Annotated in this window: 15 protein-coding genes; 2 read left to right on the top strand and 13 right to left on the bottom strand. The window is 64.6% G+C overall.

Annotated elements, in window-relative coordinates; all coding sequences use genetic code 11:
• Window positions 1–13: 13 nt before the first annotated feature.
• From ACLIJ1_RS18800 to rfbC, 12 genes are read right to left on the bottom strand one after another with little or no spacing between them, the layout of a single operon-like run.
• Window positions 14–862: a GDP-mannose 4,6-dehydratase gene (locus ACLIJ1_RS18800; RefSeq protein ID WP_411367087.1), complete on the bottom strand. Its 849-nt coding sequence runs from the start codon at window positions 860–862 to the stop codon at window positions 14–16.
• Window positions 859–1,893, bottom strand: coding sequence for a GDP-mannose 4,6-dehydratase (gene gmd, locus ACLIJ1_RS18795; protein WP_411367086.1), 1,035 nt, complete (start codon window positions 1,891–1,893; stop codon window positions 859–861). The genes ACLIJ1_RS18800 and gmd overlap by 4 nt, the downstream gene beginning before the upstream one ends.
• Before the next feature lie 59 nt (window positions 1,894–1,952).
• On the bottom strand, window positions 1,953–4,607 hold the full coding sequence (locus tag ACLIJ1_RS18790; RefSeq protein ID WP_411367085.1) for a hypothetical protein: 2,655 nt from the start codon (window positions 4,605–4,607) through the stop codon (window positions 1,953–1,955).
• Window positions 4,600–5,502: a hypothetical protein gene (locus ACLIJ1_RS18785; RefSeq protein WP_411367084.1), complete on the bottom strand. Its 903-nt coding sequence runs from the start codon at window positions 5,500–5,502 to the stop codon at window positions 4,600–4,602. The genes ACLIJ1_RS18790 and ACLIJ1_RS18785 overlap by 8 nt, the downstream gene beginning before the upstream one ends.
• Window positions 5,503–6,150: a class I SAM-dependent methyltransferase gene (locus ACLIJ1_RS18780; protein WP_411367083.1), complete on the bottom strand. Its 648-nt coding sequence runs from the start codon at window positions 6,148–6,150 to the stop codon at window positions 5,503–5,505.
• Complete coding sequence (locus ACLIJ1_RS18775; RefSeq protein ID WP_411367082.1) at window positions 6,147–7,154, bottom strand: glycosyltransferase family 2 protein; 1,008 nt, start codon at window positions 7,152–7,154, stop codon at window positions 6,147–6,149. Before ACLIJ1_RS18775 ends, ACLIJ1_RS18780 begins: the two co-directional genes overlap by 4 nt.
• A gap of 31 nt (window positions 7,155–7,185) precedes the next feature.
• Window positions 7,186–8,916, bottom strand: coding sequence for a glycosyltransferase (locus ACLIJ1_RS18770; protein WP_411367081.1), 1,731 nt, complete (start codon window positions 8,914–8,916; stop codon window positions 7,186–7,188).
• The gene (locus ACLIJ1_RS18765; protein ID WP_411367080.1) at window positions 8,913–11,987 is read right to left on the bottom strand and encodes a glycosyltransferase; all 3,075 of its coding nucleotides are present in this window, start codon (window positions 11,985–11,987) and stop codon (window positions 8,913–8,915) included. The genes ACLIJ1_RS18770 and ACLIJ1_RS18765 overlap by 4 nt, the downstream gene beginning before the upstream one ends.
• Window positions 11,984–13,228 carry an ABC transporter ATP-binding protein gene (locus ACLIJ1_RS18760; RefSeq protein WP_411367079.1) on the bottom strand — a complete coding sequence of 415 codons (1,245 nt, stop codon included), beginning with the start codon at window positions 13,226–13,228 and terminating at the stop codon, window positions 11,984–11,986. The genes ACLIJ1_RS18765 and ACLIJ1_RS18760 overlap by 4 nt, the downstream gene beginning before the upstream one ends.
• Before the next feature lie 17 nt (window positions 13,229–13,245).
• On the bottom strand, window positions 13,246–14,037 hold the full coding sequence (locus tag ACLIJ1_RS18755) for an ABC transporter permease (protein WP_411367078.1): 792 nt from the start codon (window positions 14,035–14,037) through the stop codon (window positions 13,246–13,248).
• Window positions 14,037–15,515 carry a mannose-1-phosphate guanylyltransferase/mannose-6-phosphate isomerase gene (locus ACLIJ1_RS18750; RefSeq protein WP_411367077.1) on the bottom strand — a complete coding sequence of 493 codons (1,479 nt, stop codon included), beginning with the start codon at window positions 15,513–15,515 and terminating at the stop codon, window positions 14,037–14,039. Before ACLIJ1_RS18750 ends, ACLIJ1_RS18755 begins: the two co-directional genes overlap by 1 nt.
• Before the next feature lie 7 nt (window positions 15,516–15,522).
• Window positions 15,523–16,068: a dTDP-4-dehydrorhamnose 3,5-epimerase gene (gene rfbC / locus ACLIJ1_RS18745; RefSeq protein ID WP_411367076.1), complete on the bottom strand. Its 546-nt coding sequence runs from the start codon at window positions 16,066–16,068 to the stop codon at window positions 15,523–15,525.
• Window positions 16,069–16,263: 195 nt separating this feature from the next.
• On the opposite strand from rfbC, the gene ACLIJ1_RS18740 reads away from it, so the two are divergent.
• Window positions 16,264–17,262 (top strand): glycosyltransferase family 2 protein, encoded by a 999-nt coding sequence (locus ACLIJ1_RS18740; RefSeq protein ID WP_411367075.1) that lies wholly within the window; start codon window positions 16,264–16,266, stop codon window positions 17,260–17,262.
• Window positions 17,263–17,277: 15 nt separating this feature from the next.
• Window positions 17,278–17,658, top strand: coding sequence for an EamA family transporter (locus tag ACLIJ1_RS18735; RefSeq protein WP_411367074.1), 381 nt, complete (start codon window positions 17,278–17,280; stop codon window positions 17,656–17,658).
• A gap of 25 nt (window positions 17,659–17,683) precedes the next feature.
• Here ACLIJ1_RS18735 and ACLIJ1_RS18730 read toward each other — a convergent pair whose 3' ends face one another.
• Window positions 17,684–20,317, bottom strand: coding sequence for a hypothetical protein (locus tag ACLIJ1_RS18730; RefSeq protein WP_411367073.1), 2,634 nt, complete (start codon window positions 20,315–20,317; stop codon window positions 17,684–17,686).

Raw genomic sequence — 20,317 nt, 5'->3', positions numbered from 1 at the left:
GCTTGCGCCGCGATCACGCAGCGCCCAGCATGCTGCGCAGGGTGTCGCTCAGGGTGTAGGCGGGCAAAGGACCGGTTGCGGCCCGAAGGCGTGCGGCATCCCCGCAGAGACGGTGTACTTCGTTGGCGCGCACGAAGGCCGGATTGACCGCCACCTCGATGGTGTGCCCGGTGATGTCGGTCAGGGCATCAAGCACCTGCCGGATCGAATGGGTCTGGCCGGTGCAGACGTTGACAATGGCTGGCGCAGCGTCTGCGACCAGCAGCCGCAGGTAAGTCTCACAGACCATGCGCACATCGTTGTACTCGCGCTCGACATGCAGGTTGCCCAGCTCGATGCGGGGCGCGCGGCGCACGAAATGGTCGACCAGCTTGGGGATGAGAAACTGCCCTGCCTGTCCCGGGCCTGTGTAGTTGAACGGACGCGCCAGCACCAGCGACAGCCGGTCCGCACACGTCAGCGCCATGTGCTCCATGGCCAGCTTGCTGGCCGCGTAGTGGTTCACTGGCGCGGGCGGCGTGGTCTCGGCGATCGGCGACGTCTCGCAGTTGCCGTACACATTGGCGCTGCTGGCCACCAGCACGCGCCGGGGCCGCTGCGGCAGGCGGCACAGCGCATCGAGCAGGTTCATCGTGCCCACGACGTTCACGGCGTACAGCGCGGTCGCATCCTCATGGGCCACGAAAGCGATGGCGGCGAGATGGACCACGGCCTCGGGTCGGATCGCGTCCACCTGCTCGGCCACCGCCGCGGCATCGGTCAGATCGCAGCCCAGCGCAGCGATCTCATGCCCGGCGGTTTGCGCCAGGCGGGCGAACGCGCGGCCGGTGAAACCGTCCGCGCCCGTCAGCAGAATCTTCAAAACGAGAACCCGGCTTCGTTGCGACGCATGTCGGCCTCGACCATCATCTGGCACAGCTGTTCCAGCGTGGTCTTGGGCTCCCAGCCCAGCTTGTCCTTGGCGCGCGCGGGATTGCCGATCAGCAGCTCGACCTCCGCCGGGCGGTAGAAGCGCGGATTGACGCGCATCACCGTCTTGCCGGTGGCGACATCGACCGCGGTCTCGCCTTCAGCCTGGCCACGGAAATCGACGTCGACGCCAGCACCCTTGAACGCCATGCGCACGAAATCGCGCACGGTTTCGGTCCGGTTGGTCGCCAGCACGAAGGTATCGGGCTGGTCGGCCTGGAGCATGCGCCACATGCCCTCGACGTACTCCTTGGCAAAGCCCCAGTCGCGCTTGGCGTCGATGTTGCCCAGCTCGAGCACATCCAGCTTGCCCAGCTTGATCTTGGCGACCGAGTCGGTGATCTTGCGGGTGACGAATTCACGGCCACGCAGCGGGCTTTCGTGGTTGAACAGGATGCCGCTGCTGCCGAAGATGTCGTAGCTCTCGCGGTAGTTCACCGTCATCCAGTGCGCGTACAGCTTGGCCACACCATAGGGGCTGCGCGGATAGAACGGGGTGTCTTCGACCTGCGGAATGGCCTGCACCTTGCCGAACATTTCGGAGGTGCTGGCCTGGTAGAAGCGGATCTTGCGGTTGACCAGACGGATGGCTTCGAGCAGGTTCAGCGCGCCGACCCCGGTGATCTGCGCCGTCGTGGTCGGTTGGTCGAAGCTCACGCCCACGAAGCTCTGCGCCGCCAGATTGTAGATTTCGTCGGGCTGGACCTTCTGCACCAGGGCAATGCTGGAGCCCAGGTCGGTCAGGTCGTATTCGACCAGGTGCAGGTTGGGATGATTCTGGATGCCCAGCTCTTCGATGCGCCAGAAGTTGACCGAACTGGTGCGGCGGTAGGTGCCGTACACCGTGTAGCCCTTGCCCAGCAGGAGTTCTGCCAGGTAGGCGCCGTCTTGACCAGTGATGCCGGTGAGGAGTGCAGTTTTCATGTGTCGAGTGGGTGTCGCTGAGGCAATCCTTGATTTTAGGCGCCCTGCTCCATCCCGCCTCAGGGTTCCGGCGCGGGCTGGATGTCGATCTGCATCAGGCCGATACCGAGCACCCTGTCGTCCGGGGAAACACCCCGCTGGCGAGGTGACGCCGCCTGCGGGATGGACAGCCGGATGTCGTCAACGCCCTCGCCGGCCTCCAGCGGCAGTCGGCCGACGAACCGATCCGGCGACCTCACGTTCCAGGTCACAGCTGCTCCACTGCGCACGTGGGTGGCGGTCACCGTCAGTGGCTGTGCGGAACTCGCGCCAAAGGCCGAAAACCTCAGCCGGATCTCGCAAGCGGTGACACGGCAATGCGTCGGCACCGGCAAAGACAGAGAAGCGTTTGCTTTCGACCAGATGTGCGCCGGCTCCGGATCGTGCCAGCCATCGAGCAGCACCATGCCCAGCCGCGGCTCCGAGCTGCTGGTCTGCAAAGGGAAGGCCAGGAAGTCGGCGAGAGCAGCGTTGCGTTCCTGCACGGCGGTGTTCCGCAGCCTGAGCGACGGCCGGATCACCGAGAAGAACTTTGCCTCCTGCACCTCAAACCAGGGATCGGCACGCAGTTCCAGCAGCACCGGCCGGAGCGCCTCGTGCATGGGCTGCGGACATTCGGGTCCGACATTGGTGAACACCACCCTGTCGGCCGGCACAGCGCCGCCGCCGCGCCAACCCAGTGTCACTTCCTGCTCGCAGATGCCGACTCGGCAGGCCTGTGGAGTGGACAGCAACAGCCGCGCCTCTGGCGCTGCCCCCAGTCGAAGAGATGCAACGCTCTCCCATCCACCGTTCACCGAGCGCTGCTGCAACACGGACCCCACCGGCGCCGACCGCAGCGAAAGCGCTGGCAGCTGGACATCGGTCGCCGACGGGGCCTTGCTCAGATAGATCGCTTGTTCATTCCGCACCATGTCAATCGGCACACTCACCTGCAGACCCAGAGGTCCCGCGTCCCGGCCGTATCTGGACCAGGGTTGCACGCCAGACAGGGGACTCAAGGCCTGACACGGCCACTCGTGCGAAGCGTCCAGCAGCCCGAAATGTGGCAGCACCACCGTCTGGGCGTCCCCCCTGAGCAGGATGTTGCGGATTTCCAGCGCCATGCCGGGTCCGGGCATTGCACGCGCGTTGCGGACCGACGCTGGCCACTGGCGGCGGGCCAGCTCCAGATTCTTGTCGCCACCGATGTTGTAGGTGGCAAGCCAGTACCTGGCTGCGATGTGGTTGACCAGGAAATCATTGCCCGTCGGCAGGAATACCGTGCGTTCGTTGCCGAGGTGCAGGGAGGCCATGTCCTGTGCGATTGCCTGCTCCATCGCTACGAACATCTTGCGAAGGTCTCGCTTCTGTCGCCATTGCCCGGTAAGGTCTGGCAGCTGCAGCGCGATCACCGCCGACACGATCAATAGTGGCACCGTCTGCCGGCCCTGCCATCGGCGCCCCATCCAGACCGCGATGAGGATCCATAGACCGAGCAATGCCAACGCCAGCCAACGGTAGGTGGCACGCATGGACGAGAAACCAGGCAAAGAGAAGAGCCATGCATTGCCCGTCTCGACCCGTCCGGCGGCGGCAAGCATCTGGCCAGGCGCGGAAGGATGGAGTGCAAAGCTGGCGGCGCTCAGTACTTTGAGCGATGGCCCCAGAGCCAGGTAGAACGCGAGCACCACAATGACACTGGCCGCCACCGTGACGACCGACCTCGATCGGCAGCCCACCCACGCCACCAGGCCCGTGACCACCAGCGGCAACGCGAATGTTGTGGTCCAGACCGAGGCGTCGCCGAACTGGTCCAGGGCACTGCGGGCGCTCGACCAACCGATGACATCCCAGAGCGGATAGGCTCGCAGCGTCGGCACCACGAGGTAATGCAGGTCCAACGCCATCCCCCGGAACATGTCCAGCGGCGTGGACTCCAGCGGCAGTTCGCCCACGTAGCGTCTGTAGGCCAGGTAGGCCACTGCCAGCGCCATCAGCTGCACCGCCAGTGCCCTCAGCGCAGGCTTGCGCGCCCCGGGCGCCATCACGAATGCGGTCGCCACCAGCAGCAACGATCCGACGCCATACATGACAAAGGTGTAGCCATCCATGAACACGGCCACGCCCGCCACCACCAGCGTCAGAACCGTCCACCTCACCTTCAGGTTCAGGCTGCCGCGCTGCGACTGCAGCAGGCCCAGGGTCACCAGCAGATACGTTGGCAACAAAGCGATGCCCAGCGCCAACATGCTGTACCAGGCGTGGCCCCACACCATGGGCAGAGTGAGCCAGCAGGTGGCGAGCATCAGGGCCACCCTCCGGTGCGCCCCCAGGCGGAGGGCGAGTGCGGCGGCCCCGGCAAACGCGACCGCCAGCCACAGCGCCACGGTCATCGCATAGGCATCCGGCAGCGCAAGCCCCAGACGGATCAGCACCGCCATGGGCCAGACTCCGCTCAGGCCAAACGAAATCGGCGCTCGCGCCGGCGCGCCAAAGTTGTTCGCATACAGAGAAAACCAGCCCTGGTTTGCCAGCGACTCGGCGAAGCCACCGCTCCAGACCATCTGCCACTGCACCGGCACCATCCACCTGGGCAGCGCACCATGCACCGAACAGGCCAGCAACAGCCCGCACAGCGCCAGCAGCGCATCAGGCCACCACTGTGACCTCCCGAACAGGCGGGGATCAGCCATGGGGTCGCTCGGGGGTTCGCATTGCGGTGACCTGCCCGACCGACCGGCGCGCCAGCCACAGCGCGACCAGGAAGAAGCCCACATCCCCGGCAATGTTGACCAGCCTCGCCAGCAGCACAGCCAGCACCAGATCGGCCTGCGGCACCCAGACCCCGAGGATCAGCAGCATCACGGCTTCACGCACGCCCAGCCCCGCGGGCGCCCCGGGAGTCACCAGCCCGATCAGCCATGCCGCGATCGCGGCTCCCGGCACCACACCTGCCGGCACCCGGGACACCGCCTCGGGCGCCAGGCTGGCCAGCACCGCCCAGTACACGCCGGCCGAGAACAGCAGGAACAGCGATTGCGCGACCAAGGCCCTGCCAGCGCGGAACCAGCGCCAGTGCCACACCGCACCAACGACCACCACCGCCAACGCAGCCGGCACGACCCAGGCAAGGGCTCCCACCTGCGATGCCAGCCAGCGCTGCAGCAGCAGGCCGATCAGCCCGATGGCGCACACGACCAGCAGCCCCAGCTCCAGTCCGATCGACTTTGCGAGCGGCTGCGCCGGCACACCTTCGGCCATGCCCAGCACCTGGCGACCTGCCAGGTGGAACACATTGCCCGGAGCGTACTTGGCGATCTGCGAACGTCCGTAGACCGCGACGCTCCGCACCACGGACAGCGGCGCGCCCAGCTCACGCAGAATATCCCGCCAGGCCAGCGCCAGCAGCACGTTCGCCAGCCCGTAGCCCACGGCCAGCAACACCAGCAGGAATACCAGCGTGCCGGACAACGGCGCAGCCTTCAGTTGCGGCCAGTAGTCGACCAGGCGGACACCGACAAACGCCAGTCCCGCCACCGCCAGCACCGAGCCGAGGCGGGCCAGGATCGGCTTGAGCGGCCTGGCCATTCAGCGGCCCGCTTTGGGGCGGCAGAGCAGCATCGTCCACGGCAATGGCGAAGCCACCGCCAGCACGTCGAAGTGTGCCGAGACGGCACGGACGAATCCGGCCTTGCTCCAGTGCTGCAGGTGGCCGGGGGTGTTGCCCAGCGCACCCACGTACTTGCCGCGCACCAGGTTGAGGGCGCACCACAGCGGCTCCCGCGGTACGCTGAGGATGTAGTGCCGCGCGGGGATCTGCCGCAGCTTCTGCAAGGCCTGCTCGGGGTGTTCGAGATGTTCCAGCACCTCACAGCACATCACCAGATCGGCCGCCTCCTGCTGCGGGTCCAGCTCATAGATGCTCTTCACGGCAAAGCACGACGGGTCGACGCCATGCCTGGCCGCGTTCTCTCGCGCCATCCCGATGGCGGTGCTGGAGTAGTCGCATCCCCTCACGCGATAGCCCATTTCCTGGCATCGGATGACCCAGTGCCCTTCGCCGCAACCGATCTCGTTGATCGATTCGGGTGCAGCCTGCCGGATGAATCCCTCCAGAGACTGCGTGAATCCGTTCATCAGATAGCGGACAACAGGGTTGCGGCTGCCGTACTTGTCGAAGGTGTTGCCGACAACCACCCCTCCTTCGCTGGTGCCGCCCGTGACGCGTGTGTTCATGAAGCCTGTTGCTCCTCAGGCGCGACGGGCGCTGGCGTGCTGTCGGCGGACCAAACGGTGGGGCTGATCCGCTGGTCGGAGACGTTGAGCTTGTAGCGGATGTCTTCCAGCAGCATGCGGTTGGCCGCCAGGATGTCGGCGACGAAGGCGACCAGAAAGGTCTGGAACCCCATGCCCAGCAACACCGACGCCAGGATCAGCGACTGGATGTGTCCGTTGCCATCCCCGGTGAGGTATTTCCAGAGGAAACGCAGACCAAGCAGCAGCCCCGCCAGGAACAGCACCATGCCGATGGTGAAGAAGAAACGGAACGGCCGGTAGATCACGAAGATGCGGATGATCGTGATGACACTGCGCCGGATGTACGAAGGAATGCTCTTGACCAGCCGCGAGGGACGCAGGTCTGCATTCACGCGGATCGGTACCGACACCGTGCGGATGTTCTTCTGTCCCGCCTGGATGATGGTCTCCAGCGTGTAGGTGTAGTCGTTGAACACCATCAGGCGGCTGGCGGCGGCCCGGCTGATCGCCCGGAACCCGCTGGGCGCGTCGGGAATGGAGGTCTTGCTGGCAACACGCACAGCCCAGCTGCCCAGCTTCTGCAAGGCCTTCTTCACAGGGGAAAAATGAGTGATGTCGCTGATCGGCCTGGCGCCGATGACCATTTCCGCCTGCCCCCGGACGATCGGGCCGGTCAGTGACGGAATGTCGGCGGCGTTGTACTGGTTGTCGGCGTCGGTGTTGACAATCACGTCGGCGCCCAGCGAGAGCGCGGTTTCGATGCCCGTCATGAAGGCCCGTGCCAGGCCCCGGTTGCCGGAGTGGCGAACGATGTGGTCCACCCCGTTGGCGCGAGCGACCTCCACCGTGTCGTCGCTGCTACCGTCGTCGATCACCAGCCAGTGCACGGCGTCGAACCCAGGCACCTGCCGGGGCAGCGCGGCCAGCGCCACCGCGAGGGTCGCACCCTCGTTGTAGCAGGGGATCTGAATGAACAGTTTCATGTGGCGCCTCCCTTGGTCCGAGGCAGCGGCCTCACGGCTCCAGTTCCGTCAGGCGATCCAGTTCCGCCCGGTAGGCGGCGACCAGGCGCTCCGAACAGAAGAAGTCGAGCACATGCGCACGGGCAGCGACCGCGCGGCGTCGCACCTCGGCAGGCGATTCGAGCACGAATCTCAGGTTCTCGGCGAGGGAATCGACATCGGGATCGGCCCACACGAAGCCTTGCGGATACGGGAAGTAGTCGACCGGCAGTTCGACCCGGTCGAAGCGGACCGGCAACGCGGTTTCCGGCGAGATGAAATGGCTCAGTCCGCCAAAAGAAATCGTGATCACCGGGACCTCCGCCCCCATCGCCTCCACCACCGTGAGCCCCAGCCCTTCGGAGCGGTGGGGAGAGACATAGGCGGACGCCGTGCCGATCAGTCGATGCAGTTCCTCGTCGCTGAGCAGGTAGTCGATGATCTGCACACGTGAATCGGCCGCGGCGGCTTCGTAGAGCCGCTTGACCTCGGGATTGCTGTGGTCCGGGTAAGTGATCTTGAAGGTCAGGCGGACGTCGCCATGGCCCTGGTCGGCCGGAAAGGCCTGCCAGAACGCGTCAAGCAGCGCACCCGGGTTCTTGCGCTCGAGAATGCTGTTGGCGTCGAAGCAATAGACGAAGTTGTGCGTGCCGGAGGCTTCCGACTCCGGACGGATGCCATCCAGGTAGGCGAGGTACGGTGGCAGCAGCGTGACCCGCTTGGCGGTGGATCGTTGCAGCGTTTCGGCGATGAAGGGCGTCGGTGCCCAGAACTCGTGGAAGTACTTCATCGACACCTGCCACTCGGGCCGCAGCGTGGGCAGCTCCCAGTACCAGACCGCGATGTTGTAGGTGTCGCGAAACAGGGCGTCCCCACCCAGCTCCAGCATCATCGGCAAGGTGTCGCCGTTCATGTGCACGACGTTGACCCTGGCGCCATCGATGAACGCCGGGAGCACCAGCTGGTCACTGCCCAGGCTGGTCTGGCGCGGGAACTCCCGTTGCTGGGCGCGCGTACCGAGCTTCGGTGCGCCGGCCCGCGTCAGCCCTTCGAGATAGCCGCGCGCACTGACGCCCAGGCCGGAGATCTTGTCCAGCGGGCCAACGACGTTGATGCCCTGCTCCGGTTGCAGCGGCAGAGGCACTGGCAGCGCCAGGCGTTCCGGCACGGCCACGTTCTGGTCGCTGGAGAGGCGGATGCGGTGGTGCAGGACCAGACCGGCCGGCTTGCCCAGATGCAGGAAGTGCGTCATTGGCCGGTCCACCCAGCCCTGCAATTCGGGGTTGGACGACAGGTAGCGCCGGGGCGCAAAAGCCGTGGGAGAGTCCAGCCCCAGGTCTTCGCCGAACACGGCGTAGTGATAGAGCGCACACACATCATCCAGCGCCCCTGGCGCGAAGTGGTGGCGGTAGGTGCTCGGGTTGAAATGGGCGTTCGGCCACCGGCCTTCCCGGTCGCCGTACTGCACGTAGTGCATCAGCGCATCGGCGCCGCAAGCCGCGATGTCCGGGTAGGTGGTCAGGTAGTGATCGAGATCGAACAGGCCCCACATCACCAGTGTCAGCGCCTGGCGCATCACCGGATGGCTTTCATCGGCAGCACCCATCGCCACGTTCCAGTCAGCGCCACGGCGCTCCGCTTCGTCGCGGGCCAGTTGTTCGAGCCGGTCCAGCAGTTGGTCGTAGGCAACCGCGTCGTAGGGGTCGACCACGGTCCTGGATTTGTCGTTGGTCGCGGTCGTCATGCTGTGACCTCGGCGTGTGCCTGTTCGGCGCTGATGGTGCGCAGGTGCAGGCCGCAATAGGGATCGCGTTCCACCAGGTGCTGCCAGCGCGAAAGGAATTCCTGCCGCTCCGCGCTCTTGTCGTGCTTGCGCTTGAAGCTGGAGTTGTGGAAGTGGTAAAGCAAGGCGTGCGGCGTGTAGACGACACGGTAGCCGTCGCGCACGCAGCGCAGGCAGAAGTCGATATCGTTGTAGTCCACCCGGAAGAACTCGTCGAAGCCGCCCATGCGGTCGAAGAACTCCTTGCGGTAGGCCATCACCGCGCCCGTCACCGCGCCGTAGTTGCGGTCCACCGAGGCGTAACCACCGTATTCCAGCGCGTCCGCAGGGCTGTTCATGAACACGTGGCCGGCCGAGCCATTGAGCCCGGTCGAAATGCCGGCGTGCTGGATGCGGTTGTTGGGGAACAGCAGCTTGCCACCGACCACCCCGACATCGGGTCTCGCAGCGTGACTCACAAGCGCCTCGATCCAGTCGGGGGCAATGACTTCAAGGTCGTCGTTGAGCAGCAGCGCCACACCCGACTTCACCAGCGACGTTGCAAAGTTGGACTTCGCTGCAAATGAAAAGTCACCATCCTTGACGAAGGTCGCGGTGGAGTGACCGTGCCGTGCCAGCAGGTCACGCAGGTCGTCGGGCACATGGCCGTCGTCGACCACGATGATCTTGTAGCCCGGGTAGGTGGACTTGGCGATGATGGATTCGACGAAATTGGTCGCCAGCACCAGCTTGCCACGCCCCGGCAACTCACGCTCCTGCATGTTGGTCAGGATGAGCAGGGTCACTTCCAGACCCTCGGGGATTGGCCAGCGGACCTGCAGGCAGCCCGGACTCGCATGGGCCATCACCTGCACACCCGGGTCGGTCGCCGACAGGTGCGCCTGAAGCACCGTCCTTGCAGGCTCCAGCGCTTCGGGCGAAAAGAAACCTCCGGCAGGCACATCGCTCTCACGCCGACGCACGTACAGCAGGTCTTCCAGGTGAGCGAATCGACGCGCCTTGGCCGATACCGCCAGGGAGAGCGCATATTCGTCGGCTTCCGGCGAGCCACTGCCTGGCACAGCGAGATTGAGCAGCAGCGCCTTTCGAACCGCCAGGAAGCGGCCCAGCAGATTCACCGAATGGTGATGTTCGGGCGACCAGTCGGGTTTGAAGAAGGGCGATACGACCGACCCGTCGTCGAGCAGCGTCGCTTCGTCGGAATACACAAGGTCCAGGCCGGGATCAGCGGCCAGTGCCTGGCTGAGGTGTTTCACGAGGTCGTCGTCGACACCATCGCCCTGTGTCAGCAGCCCCATGAAGGCCGTGGTGCACTGGGCACTGGCCTTGAGCAGGTTCTGCACCTCGTCGTCCGAAGTACCGGTGACGCGTCGGATGCGCCAGTCGATGTCCAGCCACTCGTCAACCAATGGCTGCAGCTCGGCGGGTGCACACAACAGCAGTTCCCAGGCCGGATCGGTCTGGCGCAGCACCGACTGGACACTGCGGGTCAGTGCAGCACGGTCACCGTCGTGAATGGTCAACACAAACGCCAACGAAGTGGCGCTGCGCCGCATCTGACCCAGCGTGGTCACGGTCTCCAGGGACTCATGCTCGCGCTTGACACTGATGGGAGACAGACAGCTTTCCAGATCGACGGGGCGCGCCATCGTCGACAGCGAAGGGTCCGCAAGCAGCACGGCCGGTGCCACGGCAGCGGCGCGCTTGAAAGCGCCCCGGGGAACCTCTGGCACAGGCATCACCACTTCGGCAACTGCGGGCTGCGCAGATTGCTCCACCCCGCCATTGCGCAACAAAGCCAGCCGGCGGTGCAGCCCCGGCACACGGGAAGCCAGCCACTGTCCGCTGCGCTGCCGCACACCAGGGAATGGCGCCAGCACGGCAGCCCCCAGTGCGAGACTGGCGCCGACAACAGGGCGCACCAGTCCATACTTGATCCAGGCCGACAGACCGCTGCGTTCGAGCCGGTTCAGGCGCTCCACCGCATTCGCCATGCTGGCGTCGGTACCTGCGCGCCATGCCGCCAGTTGATGGGACAGCGATTCAACCATCTCCCGGCTTTGTTGCAGCTGCGAGGACAGGTCTTCCACCCCACGGCTGGACGCCTCGCGCTGCGACGACAGCTCGGACTGCAGCCGCTCCACTTCGGCGTTCAGTTGCTCGACCGAAGCCGTCAGCTGCTGCACCTTCCGCGCGGCCTGACGCAACACCTCGCCGGTCTGCGTGAGCTCTGCATCCAGGGCATGCAAGCCCCGTTGCATCTGCTCACCTAGCCCGCGGACATGCACTTCATGGCGGTGGGCCAGTGCCTCCAGCGACAGACCGTACTCACGGCCAAACGCGTCGTTGAATCGCGCCAGGTCTTCCTCTGCCCCGCCCTTCTGGGCCACCACCGCATAGTCCGGGCTCGCGCCGACCAGCACCTCCCAGAGCGTGGGCGAAGGGCTGATCGCCGTGGCCTCGGCCTCTTGCAACCGCAGGATCTTGTTGCGGACAAAACCGTGGTATTCGGCGAGAAAACCCAACAGCTGATGCGGTATCGGCTTCTGGTGCGTCGGGTCCAGATAGAAATGGCTGGTACCAACGACCAGGTTTTCCGAATTGGGCGTCTCCAGGATCAGCAGCCCCCCGGGCCGGAGCACCCGCAGGCTCTGGGAAATCAGGGTCTGCACCGCATCGAACGGCAGATGCTCGACCAGGTGAAACGCGGAGACCACCGCCTGGCTGTTGTCCGGGAGAGAAGACAGGTGCGCGAGCGCATCGCCCCGCACCACCGCCAGCCCACGTTCGCGGCTGGCGGCTAGCATGCCCTCGTCCAGGTCGATGCCGGTGGCATCAAACCCGCTCTCGACCAGCAGTTCCAGCCATTCGCCACGTCCGCAACCGAGGTCGACCGCCTTCGGCACACCCACACCCTGGCCGATCAGCGGCCGAAGGAAATCCAGGTAAATCGCCAGACGCGCCTTGATGACATCGCGGCTGCCTCGGTAACGGTCCTCGAAGGCCCGGTAAAAAGGGACGGTGGTGCTCATGAACGCACCGGCGCCGGGGCCGTCGATGTCACGTTCACCTTGTGATCGAGCCAGGACACGCCGACGAAATGGGGCTTGCTGGTGTTGATGACGTTGAACACCAGCGAGCGCTCCCGCCACTCGTAGTTGTTCACCAGATGGGTGTCCGTGCTGTGCAGTGCGGTCTGGATGGAATAGGTTCCGAACCCGAAGTTGGCGGGAAAGCTGATGTCGAACCGGACCACGCTGCTCGCCGGCACATCCTCGACCGCCTGGTTGGTGTGGTGGGTGTTCGATCCGAAAATGATCTGCCCGAGCCGGTCCTTGATGCCAAAGCCCAGCACCAGCCGCTCGATGGGTTCCCTGGCCGCGACTTCCACCCGCAACGTGACGCTCTGTCCGACATTGACGTGCTCGATCGGCTGGCCTGCGGCATCGAGCAGGGCAATCTCCGTCACATTGGCCTCACCGGTCCCGGAGACTGTCTGGATCTTGCCGCCGGAAACGACGTCCTGGCGCACGCTCTGGCTCTGATGCGAGGCGAGCATGGCGTTGTAGTAGTCCATCACCGCCTCGGGCTCGCCCTCCATGGCGATGGTGCCTTCGTTGAGCAGGATCGCGCGGTCGCAGATTGCCTGGATGGCGCCCTTGTCGTGGCTGACGATGAGCAGCGTCGTGCCCTGCTCCCGGAACGCGCGGATGCGCGCAAAGCTCTTGTGCACGAAGTAGGCATCACCCACCGACAGTGCCTCGTCGACGATCAGCACGTCGGGGCGGATCGCCGTGGCCACGCTGAAGGCCAGACGCATCTGCATGCCGCTGCTGTAGACGCGCACCGGCTGGTCGATGTAATCACCGATCTCGGCAAACGCCTCGATCTCCGGCATGTGCTTCTCGATGTCGCTGACCGTGTAACCCAGCAGCTGCCCGGCCATGAAAGCATTCTGGCGGCCGGTGAAGTCCGGATGGAAACCCATGCCGAGTTCCAGCATCGCGGCCACGCGACCGGACATGCGCACGCTGCCGGTGGTGGGCTGCGTCGTGCCGGTGATGAGTTTGAGCAGCGTGCTCTTGCCGGCACCGTTGATGCCGATGATGCCGACCGCTTCGCCCTGCCCGACTGAAAAGTGGATGTCTTTCAACACCCACTTGAGCGTGTGGCGTTGCTGGTGAAACGGGCTCAGCCACTCCAGCAGGCGGGCCCAGCGTGTGGGGTACTGCTTGTAGGCCTTGCCCAGATTGTTGACCGAAATCGTTCCCATGGATGCCCGTCAACCCTTCAAAGCTCGTCGACCATTTCGCCGACATGGCGGCGGAACTGCCACAGCCCGTAGACACACAGCAGCGCCGTCAGCACGACCACCGGCCAGAGGCTGTACCAGTTGGGCATGCTGGCGTGCAGCAACACCTGCTGGTACCCCTCGATCAGGCGCGCCATCGGGTTGTAACGCATCAACGACTGCACGCTTTCCGGCAGCACGCTGACCGGATAGACGATCGGGGTGAACCAGAACCAGAAGGACAGGAACAGCGCAAAAAACTGCCCGACGTCCCGGAAGAACACGTTGAGCACCCCCAGGCTGATCCCCACCCCGATGGCAAACAGCACCTGCAGCACCAGCAGCGGAATGACCGCCAGGATCACCCATCCGGGGAAGTGCCCCGAGATCACCAGAAACAGCAGGAAGAGGCCGAACAGGATGCCGAAGTTCAGCAGCGAATTCGCGACCACCACCACCGGCAGGCACAGGCGCGGGAAACTGAGCTTCTTGATCAGGTTGGCGTTCTCGATGAACATCCCGGTCGCCCGGTTGGTGATCTCGGCAAACAGGCCCCAGGTCAGGATGCCGGCGCACAGATAGATGCTGAAAGAGAAATGGTCCTGCGCACCGGGCAGGCGGGTCCGCATCAGGTTCGCGAAGATCACCGTGTAGACGATGATCATCGAGAGCGGGTTGACGATGTTCCAGGCCGCGCCGAGCAGCGAATTGCGGTACTTGCTCTGGAACTCCCGCTGGACACTGCCCAGGATGAATCCCCTGTAGCGCCACAGCGCCATCAATGCATTCATCAGACGCGTCCGTAGGTATCGGCCAGGCGCACGATGTCGTCCTCGCCCAGATAGTCGCCGCACTGCACCTCGATCAGCACCAGCTCGTCGTGACCGGTGTTGGTCAGGCGGTGCTTTTCCTGCAGCGGGATGTAGCGGTACTCACCGGGACGGGTCGGAAATTCCTTGTCACCGACCTGCACCAAGCCACGGCCATGCACCACCACCCAGTGCTCGGCGCGCTGGTGGTGGTACTGCAGGCTCAGGCTCTGTCCGGGCCTGACCGTGATCCGCTTGACCTTGTAACCCTCTTCTTCCTTGAGCGTGGTGTAGGTACCCCAGGGCCGGTGCACGGTGGCTGGCTGCACCGTGCTCTGGTGCTGGTGGCTGTTGGCGTGCCGCTCCTTGAGGGCGTCCACCACCTTCTTGACGTTCTGTGCCTCCTGCTTGCTGGCGACCAGCAAGGCGTCGGGCGTGTCCACGATCACCAGGTCGGACACGCCGACCGTGGCCACAACCTTGGGACCATGGCTGTCCACGTGCACATGGGTACCGGTGGTCTTGACGGCCACCCAGTCGGTGCCTTCGGACGAGCCCAGCGTGTTGCCGCTGGCGTCGGGGGTATGCGCCTGAGCCACCGCCGGCCAGGCGCCGACGTCGCTCCACCCGAAACGGGCCGGCACCAGCACCACATTGGTGGCGCGCTCCATCACCGCATAGTCGATGCTGATGTCGGGCTGGCGGCCAAACGCGTGCGCATCGAAACGGGTCACCATCGGGGCCTTGGTGGCGTCGGGAAGGGGCAAGGCCTTGGTGTCGGCCGAGGCCATCGCGTGCTGCGCCGCGGCCAGCACATCTGGCGCATGCTCGGCCAGTGCCTTCAGCAGTCCGCCAGCCGTGAAGCAGAACATGCCGCTGTTCCAGTAGAAACGCCCGGTCGCCAGGTATTCCTGGGCGGTGGCCAGATCGGGCTTCTCGACGAACTTGAGGACCGGCTGCACCTCGCGCCCGACCTTGGGCACCTCGATGTAGCCAAACCCCGTTTCCGGCCCCGTCGGATGGATGCCGAACACCACAAGATGGCCTTCCTGTGCCCGCCGGGCAGCCTCCAGCGCGTTGGCCACGAAGCTCTCCGTGTCGGGAATCAGATGGTCGGCAGGCAGCACCAGCATCACCACATCATCGCCATGCGACTTCTGGCAAGCCAGCGCCGCCAGGGCGATGGCTGGAGCGGTATTGCGCCCTTTCGGCTCAAGCAGGTAATGCGCATGGGGCGGATCGGTCATCTCGCCCAGCAAGCCCTGTGTGAGGAACAGGTGATCCTGGTTGGTAACGATCAACAGGTCGTCGGTGCCGCAGGCCTGGCCGCGTGAAATCGCCTGCTCCAGCAAGGCACTCCCGCCGCCGAGCTTCATGAATGGCTTGGGCAGCGCCTGGCGGGAGGCCGGCCACAGGCGGGTGCCAGCCCCACCGGAAAGGACAACTGAAACGAGTTTCATCGCGGATTCAGGCGTAGGTTTCGGCTTGTCGGAAGGTGACGCCCGCCTGGTCTTTGGCCGACAGCGCCGGTTGGCCGGCGAACTGCCAGTCGATGGCCAGGTCCGCATCGTTCCAGAGGATGCTGCGCTCGTGGGCCGGCGCGTAGTAGTCGGTGGTCTTGTAGAGGAACTCGGCGGTCTCACTCAGGACGATGAAGCCGTGGGCAAAGCCGGCCGGCACCCAGAGCTGCTTCTTGTTCTCGGCGCTCAGACGCTCGCCCACCCAGCGACCGAACGTCGGCGAAGACTTGCGAAGGTCCACCGCCACGTCGAAGACCTCGCCCTGCACGACGCGCACCAGCTTGCCCTGGGCCTGCTGGATCTGGTAGTGCAGGCCCCGCAGCACGCCTCGCACCGACTTGGAGTGGTTGTCCTGAACAAAGCTGACCGGGTAGCCCACGGCGGCCTCAAAGCGGGCGTGGTTGAAGCTCTCGTAGAAGAAACCTCGCTCGTCCCCGAACACCTTGGGCTCGAACACGATGACATCCGGGATCTGCAGGGGGGTGAAGTTCATTTGAAGATGGCCGCCGCGGGTGGTCCGACCGGCGCAGGTGGGGGTTCTGGCACCCATGAAGACGAAGCGTCGATGGGCGACGGGGCAACGCAAAACGGAAGCAATCGAGCATTATAAGAAGGCCAAACAGGCGACTGTTTACACGCTGTTAAACTAGCGCGCTGCCCCAAAACACACCGTTTCGCCCTGCCATTCATGAGCCCTGTCAACGCCAAAGTGGGGGTTGTCATTCCAAGCTACCGGGTGACGGCCCACATCCTGGACGTGGTCACGCGGGTCGGTCCACGGTGTCACGCGATCTATGTCGTGGACGATGCCTGTCCGGACGGATCGGGCAGATTCGTGCAGGAACATTGCCGCGACCCGCGGGTCAAGGTGGTCTTCAACGAAGTCAATCTGGGTGTTGGTGGTGCGGTCATGCATGGCTACCGGGTGGCCGTGGACGATGGTTGCGACGTCATCGTGAAGATCGATGGCGACGGCCAGATGGCACCCGAGCTGCTGCCGCAGTTCATCGACCCCATCCTCGAAGGCTATGCGGACTACACCAAGGGAAACCGCTTCTTTGACCTGAGCGAGATCAGCCAGATGCCGGCCGTGCGCCTGTTCGGCAACGCGGTGCTGTCCTTCATGTCCAAGATCTCGAGCGGCTACTGGGACGTGTTTGACCCCACGAATGGCTACACGGCCATCCACGCCCGGATCGTCGAGCACCTTCCCCTGGACAAGATCAGCCGCCGCTACTTTTTCGAAAGCGACATGCTGTTCCGGCTCAACACGCTTCGCTGCGTGGTGCTGGACGTGCCGATGGACGCCAACTACGGCGACGAAGAGAGCAACCTCAAGATCAAGTCGATCGTTTTCGACTTCCTCTTCAAGCACATCCGCAACTTCTTCAAGCGGATCTTCTACAACTATTTCCTTCGCGATCTGTCTCCGGCGTCGCTGGAGTTGCTGGCCGGCCCCCTGCTGCTGCTCATGGGTACCGTGTACGGAGCGACCCAGTGGCAGTCCTCGGCCCAGCAGAACGTCATGACGGCGCCAGGAACGGTCATGCTGGCCGCGCTGCCGGTGCTCATGGGTTTCCAGCTGATCCTGGCCTTCCTCTCACACGACATGCAGTCGGTCCCCAAGGTGGCCATCCACCGCCGGCTGCACCGCAAGCGCAAAGCGCTTTCCCAGACACCCGTCTGATTTTTCCCTCCTGCCATGCAAGTCATCCTGCTGATCATCCTGACGACCACGTTCACCATCACGAGCCAGTTGGTGCTGAAGAATGCCGTCAATGGCATCTCGCCGATCCTCAAGAACGAAGGCATCGTCCAGTTCCTGCTGGCCGCGATCAGCTCTCCCTGGGTGTACGCAGCCCTGACCCTGCAGGTGGGCGGCTACGTGCTGTGGTTCTTCGTGCTGGCGCAGGAACGCCTTTCGGTGGCCTTCGCCATCAACGGCTCGTTCTTCTATCTGCTGGTGGCCGCGGCCAGCTGGGTGTTCTTCGACGAGCGCCTGAATGGGTGGCAGTGGTTTGGCCTTGTGTTGATCAGCTTTGGTGTGGTGATCATCAACCTGGCCGACAAGGCCGGGACCTGAACGCCCTGCCCGTCTTCGTGCGCCCTCACTTCAGGCGGAAGTAGCGCACAGCGCCATCGGAGACCGGTGGTTGCAGAGGTTCCAGGCACGACAGTTCCGCGGCCGAAGGTGCAAAGGTGTAGGCCACATGCGTCACGCCGATCGCCCGGATGTGCCGACCACACACATCCAGAGCGATCTGGTAGTGGTCCGGGAACACCAGGTCGAAGGAAGGTTCGGCTCCGGTCTTCCCGGAGACGTACTCCACGTGTGCGTACCGGTTCCAGATGTCCTGGCCGTTCTTCTGCGGATCCAGCACATCGAGCACCTGCATCCGCGGGGCGTAGTTGGTTCCGTTGACCACGCGCAGCCCCTCGGCCTTGAAGCCCTGCGCCACACGGAGGTCTCCGTAGACGGCCCACATGGCGCCATCGCCGCCAAGGTGCCGCCCGTTGGAAAACAGGTCCTTGTCCAGATAGAGCCTCAGGCCGTTCTGCACCGGATTGACGTGCAGCGGCGGAACCGCGGCCATCAGCATCAGACCCAGGTACAGCCAGCGGTTGCCCCGGTGAACCGCCCAGACCACCGCCGACACGACCACCGAAGCCAGCAGGATCCGGTTGATGTCGAAGAATTCCGAATCCAAGGACGCCAGCGACAAGCCGTACGAAAGCACCAGGGCAAACGCCACCAATGCCAGCAACCAGCTGGACGGCCGCAGCACCGTCAACTCGCCACGCGCCCTTTCGGCCACCATCACCGCGAGCAACAGGGCTGACGCCACCCCCATGCCGAACGCGCTGTCCCAGGGATCGGACATGGACCAGCCCAGGTGCGCCAGACCCAGACGAACGAACGCCGGCAGCGGTGCCGACGCCCAGCACAGCACCAGCAGACAGTAAGCCAGCAATGAAACCTTGACCCGGTACGAAGGCTTCAGCCAGTGCCAGACCGGCACGATCAGCAGCACCAGCGGAAACAGCACCCAGAAGCGGCTGGCCTTGGTCTGGTTGGTGGGCGGAAACGGTACCGGCCACTCCTCGATCTTCCAGGACTCAAAGATGCCGTGGAAGTCCAGGTACAGCGGCAGATCGCCACCGAGAAAGAAGCGCTTGCCCGGATACACCGTGTTCATCACAAGCCGCACGGTGTCGGCGGTCGCCGCATACCAGACCGACACCAGCCACCCCATCAGCACGAGCGCCATCACCATCATGACCAGCCGCGGTCGCCAGCGCACCAGAACGCCTGCCAAAGCGCCAGGCCGCAGCATCAGGCCGCCCAACAGGAAGACTCCCAGATACCCCACGGGCAGAAGGTGTGGCGGGTACAGATGCATCAGCAGGTTGGGCACCACCAGCGCCACCGACACAGCACCGAACACCATGCCCCCGGACTTGCGGCCCCACAGCAGGTACAGGCTCCCAACCACCGCCACAGACAGGCCAATGATCATCTCGGGAGCAAAACCCGAGAACCACCACTGAACAGTGGAAGAGCCAAACAGCGCGATCGCACCGGCCAGCGACACCACCACATCGCCACGTGTCAGGGCCAGCAGCAGCGTGAACACGGCCGCGATCATTCCGAAGGTCTTGAAAGCCCAGTACCAGGAGAAGCCGTGCTCGACATCCAGCAGCTCGAAGCCCCAGTACTTGGGTTGCGCCAGCATCAGGGGGCCGTCGACCGGGACACCGGCCAGGATGGTCGCGGCAGGCGCGCCCATGTTCGGGTTGTCCACTTTCATGCCGGTCTGCACCTGGTTGAGCATCCAGGGCGTGAGCACATCCCACTCGTCGCTGCGGATCTCCTTGGGATAGCCCACGGAAATCGACCGCTCCGCCGGTCTGGTACTGTAAATCTCGTCCCACACACCAATCGACGACTGGTACAGACCCAGTGCCACCCAGACGACCGACAGCACGAGCAGCACCGCATAGACCATCACGGCCCACGCTGAAAAAACGATCGTGGCCTCATCGCTGAGCCAGTTCGCCATCCGCGCAGCCCACCCATGCACGGTCCGGCCCAGGACCGACAAACGGATTTTCAGCAGGTCCAGCACGAGCACCAACAGACACAAGCCCGCCAGCGCCGAGAAGACCTCCAGACGCAGCGCCTTGCGGTTCGGATCGGACTGCGACACCAGTTCGGGTGGCACCACCAGCCCGACCTTCGCGTCCACGCCGGTCGACAGGAACGACAGTCGCTGCGGGTTGGCACTCTGCAATTCCAGCTGGTCCAGCGTCGGCGAACGGGCCAGGAGCGCATCTCCCTGGAGATCGAGCCTGGCCCCCGGGCCCTGCATGGTCAGCGAATGCCACTCCAGTGCTCCCACGCGGTCCACCGGATCCAGCCGCAGGGCCTTGACCGGCTTGCGCGAATAGATCCGTCCGACGAAGCTCTGCTGCCCCGCCTCGAAGATCCGGACCATGCCGACGATGTTCTGCGGATAGAAGCTCTTGCCGTCCTGGGAGAAGTAGATCTGGGCCGAACTGCCGGCCGGCGTATCGGCCTTCAGCTCGACATCCAGGACGTAGCGGTTGGGCAGCGCCCGGTGTGCCGCCGCCCCCAGCAGGGCAAACACCAGCAGCGTCAGCAGCACGCGGACCCACCTGCGCGCCATGACCGCCGACCAGAGGTTCGTCAGACGAACCAGAAAACCACCAAACCGAGCCAT

It is taken from the genome of Hydrogenophaga sp. RWCD_12 (assembly GCF_046604225.1).
Taxonomy (GTDB): domain Bacteria; phylum Pseudomonadota; class Gammaproteobacteria; order Burkholderiales; family Burkholderiaceae_C; genus Hydrogenophaga.
This window is presented reverse-complemented; position numbering and strand designations above follow the sequence as displayed.

Excerpts from the sequence above, each read along its gene's own strand:
- ACLIJ1_RS18785 (WP_411367084.1), bottom strand. The coding sequence starts at position 5,502 with ATGGCCAGGCCGCTCAAGCCGATCCTGGCCCGCCTCGGCTCGGTGCTG.
- ACLIJ1_RS18735 (WP_411367074.1), top strand. The coding sequence starts at position 17,278 with ATGCAAGTCATCCTGCTGATCATCCTGACGACCACGTTCACCATCACG.
- ACLIJ1_RS18760 (WP_411367079.1), bottom strand. The coding sequence starts at position 13,228 with ATGGGAACGATTTCGGTCAACAATCTGGGCAAGGCCTACAAGCAGTAC.
- ACLIJ1_RS18755 (WP_411367078.1), bottom strand. The coding sequence starts at position 14,037 with ATGAATGCATTGATGGCGCTGTGGCGCTACAGGGGATTCATCCTGGGC.
- ACLIJ1_RS18730 (WP_411367073.1), bottom strand. The coding sequence starts at position 20,317 with ATGGCTCGGTTTGGTGGTTTTCTGGTTCGTCTGACGAACCTCTGGTCG.
- ACLIJ1_RS18790 (WP_411367085.1), bottom strand. The coding sequence starts at position 4,607 with ATGGCTGATCCCCGCCTGTTCGGGAGGTCACAGTGGTGGCCTGATGCG.
- ACLIJ1_RS18765 (WP_411367080.1), bottom strand. The coding sequence starts at position 11,987 with ATGAGCACCACCGTCCCTTTTTACCGGGCCTTCGAGGACCGTTACCGA.
- ACLIJ1_RS18770 (WP_411367081.1), bottom strand. The coding sequence starts at position 8,916 with ATGACGACCGCGACCAACGACAAATCCAGGACCGTGGTCGACCCCTAC.
- ACLIJ1_RS18780 (WP_411367083.1), bottom strand. The coding sequence starts at position 6,150 with ATGAACACACGCGTCACGGGCGGCACCAGCGAAGGAGGGGTGGTTGTC.
- ACLIJ1_RS18775 (WP_411367082.1), bottom strand. The coding sequence starts at position 7,154 with ATGAAACTGTTCATTCAGATCCCCTGCTACAACGAGGGTGCGACCCTC.
- ACLIJ1_RS18740 (WP_411367075.1), top strand. The coding sequence starts at position 16,264 with ATGAGCCCTGTCAACGCCAAAGTGGGGGTTGTCATTCCAAGCTACCGG.
- rfbC (WP_411367076.1), bottom strand. The coding sequence starts at position 16,068 with ATGAACTTCACCCCCCTGCAGATCCCGGATGTCATCGTGTTCGAGCCC.
- gmd (WP_411367086.1), bottom strand. The coding sequence starts at position 1,893 with ATGAAAACTGCACTCCTCACCGGCATCACTGGTCAAGACGGCGCCTAC.
- ACLIJ1_RS18750 (WP_411367077.1), bottom strand. The coding sequence starts at position 15,515 with ATGAAACTCGTTTCAGTTGTCCTTTCCGGTGGGGCTGGCACCCGCCTG.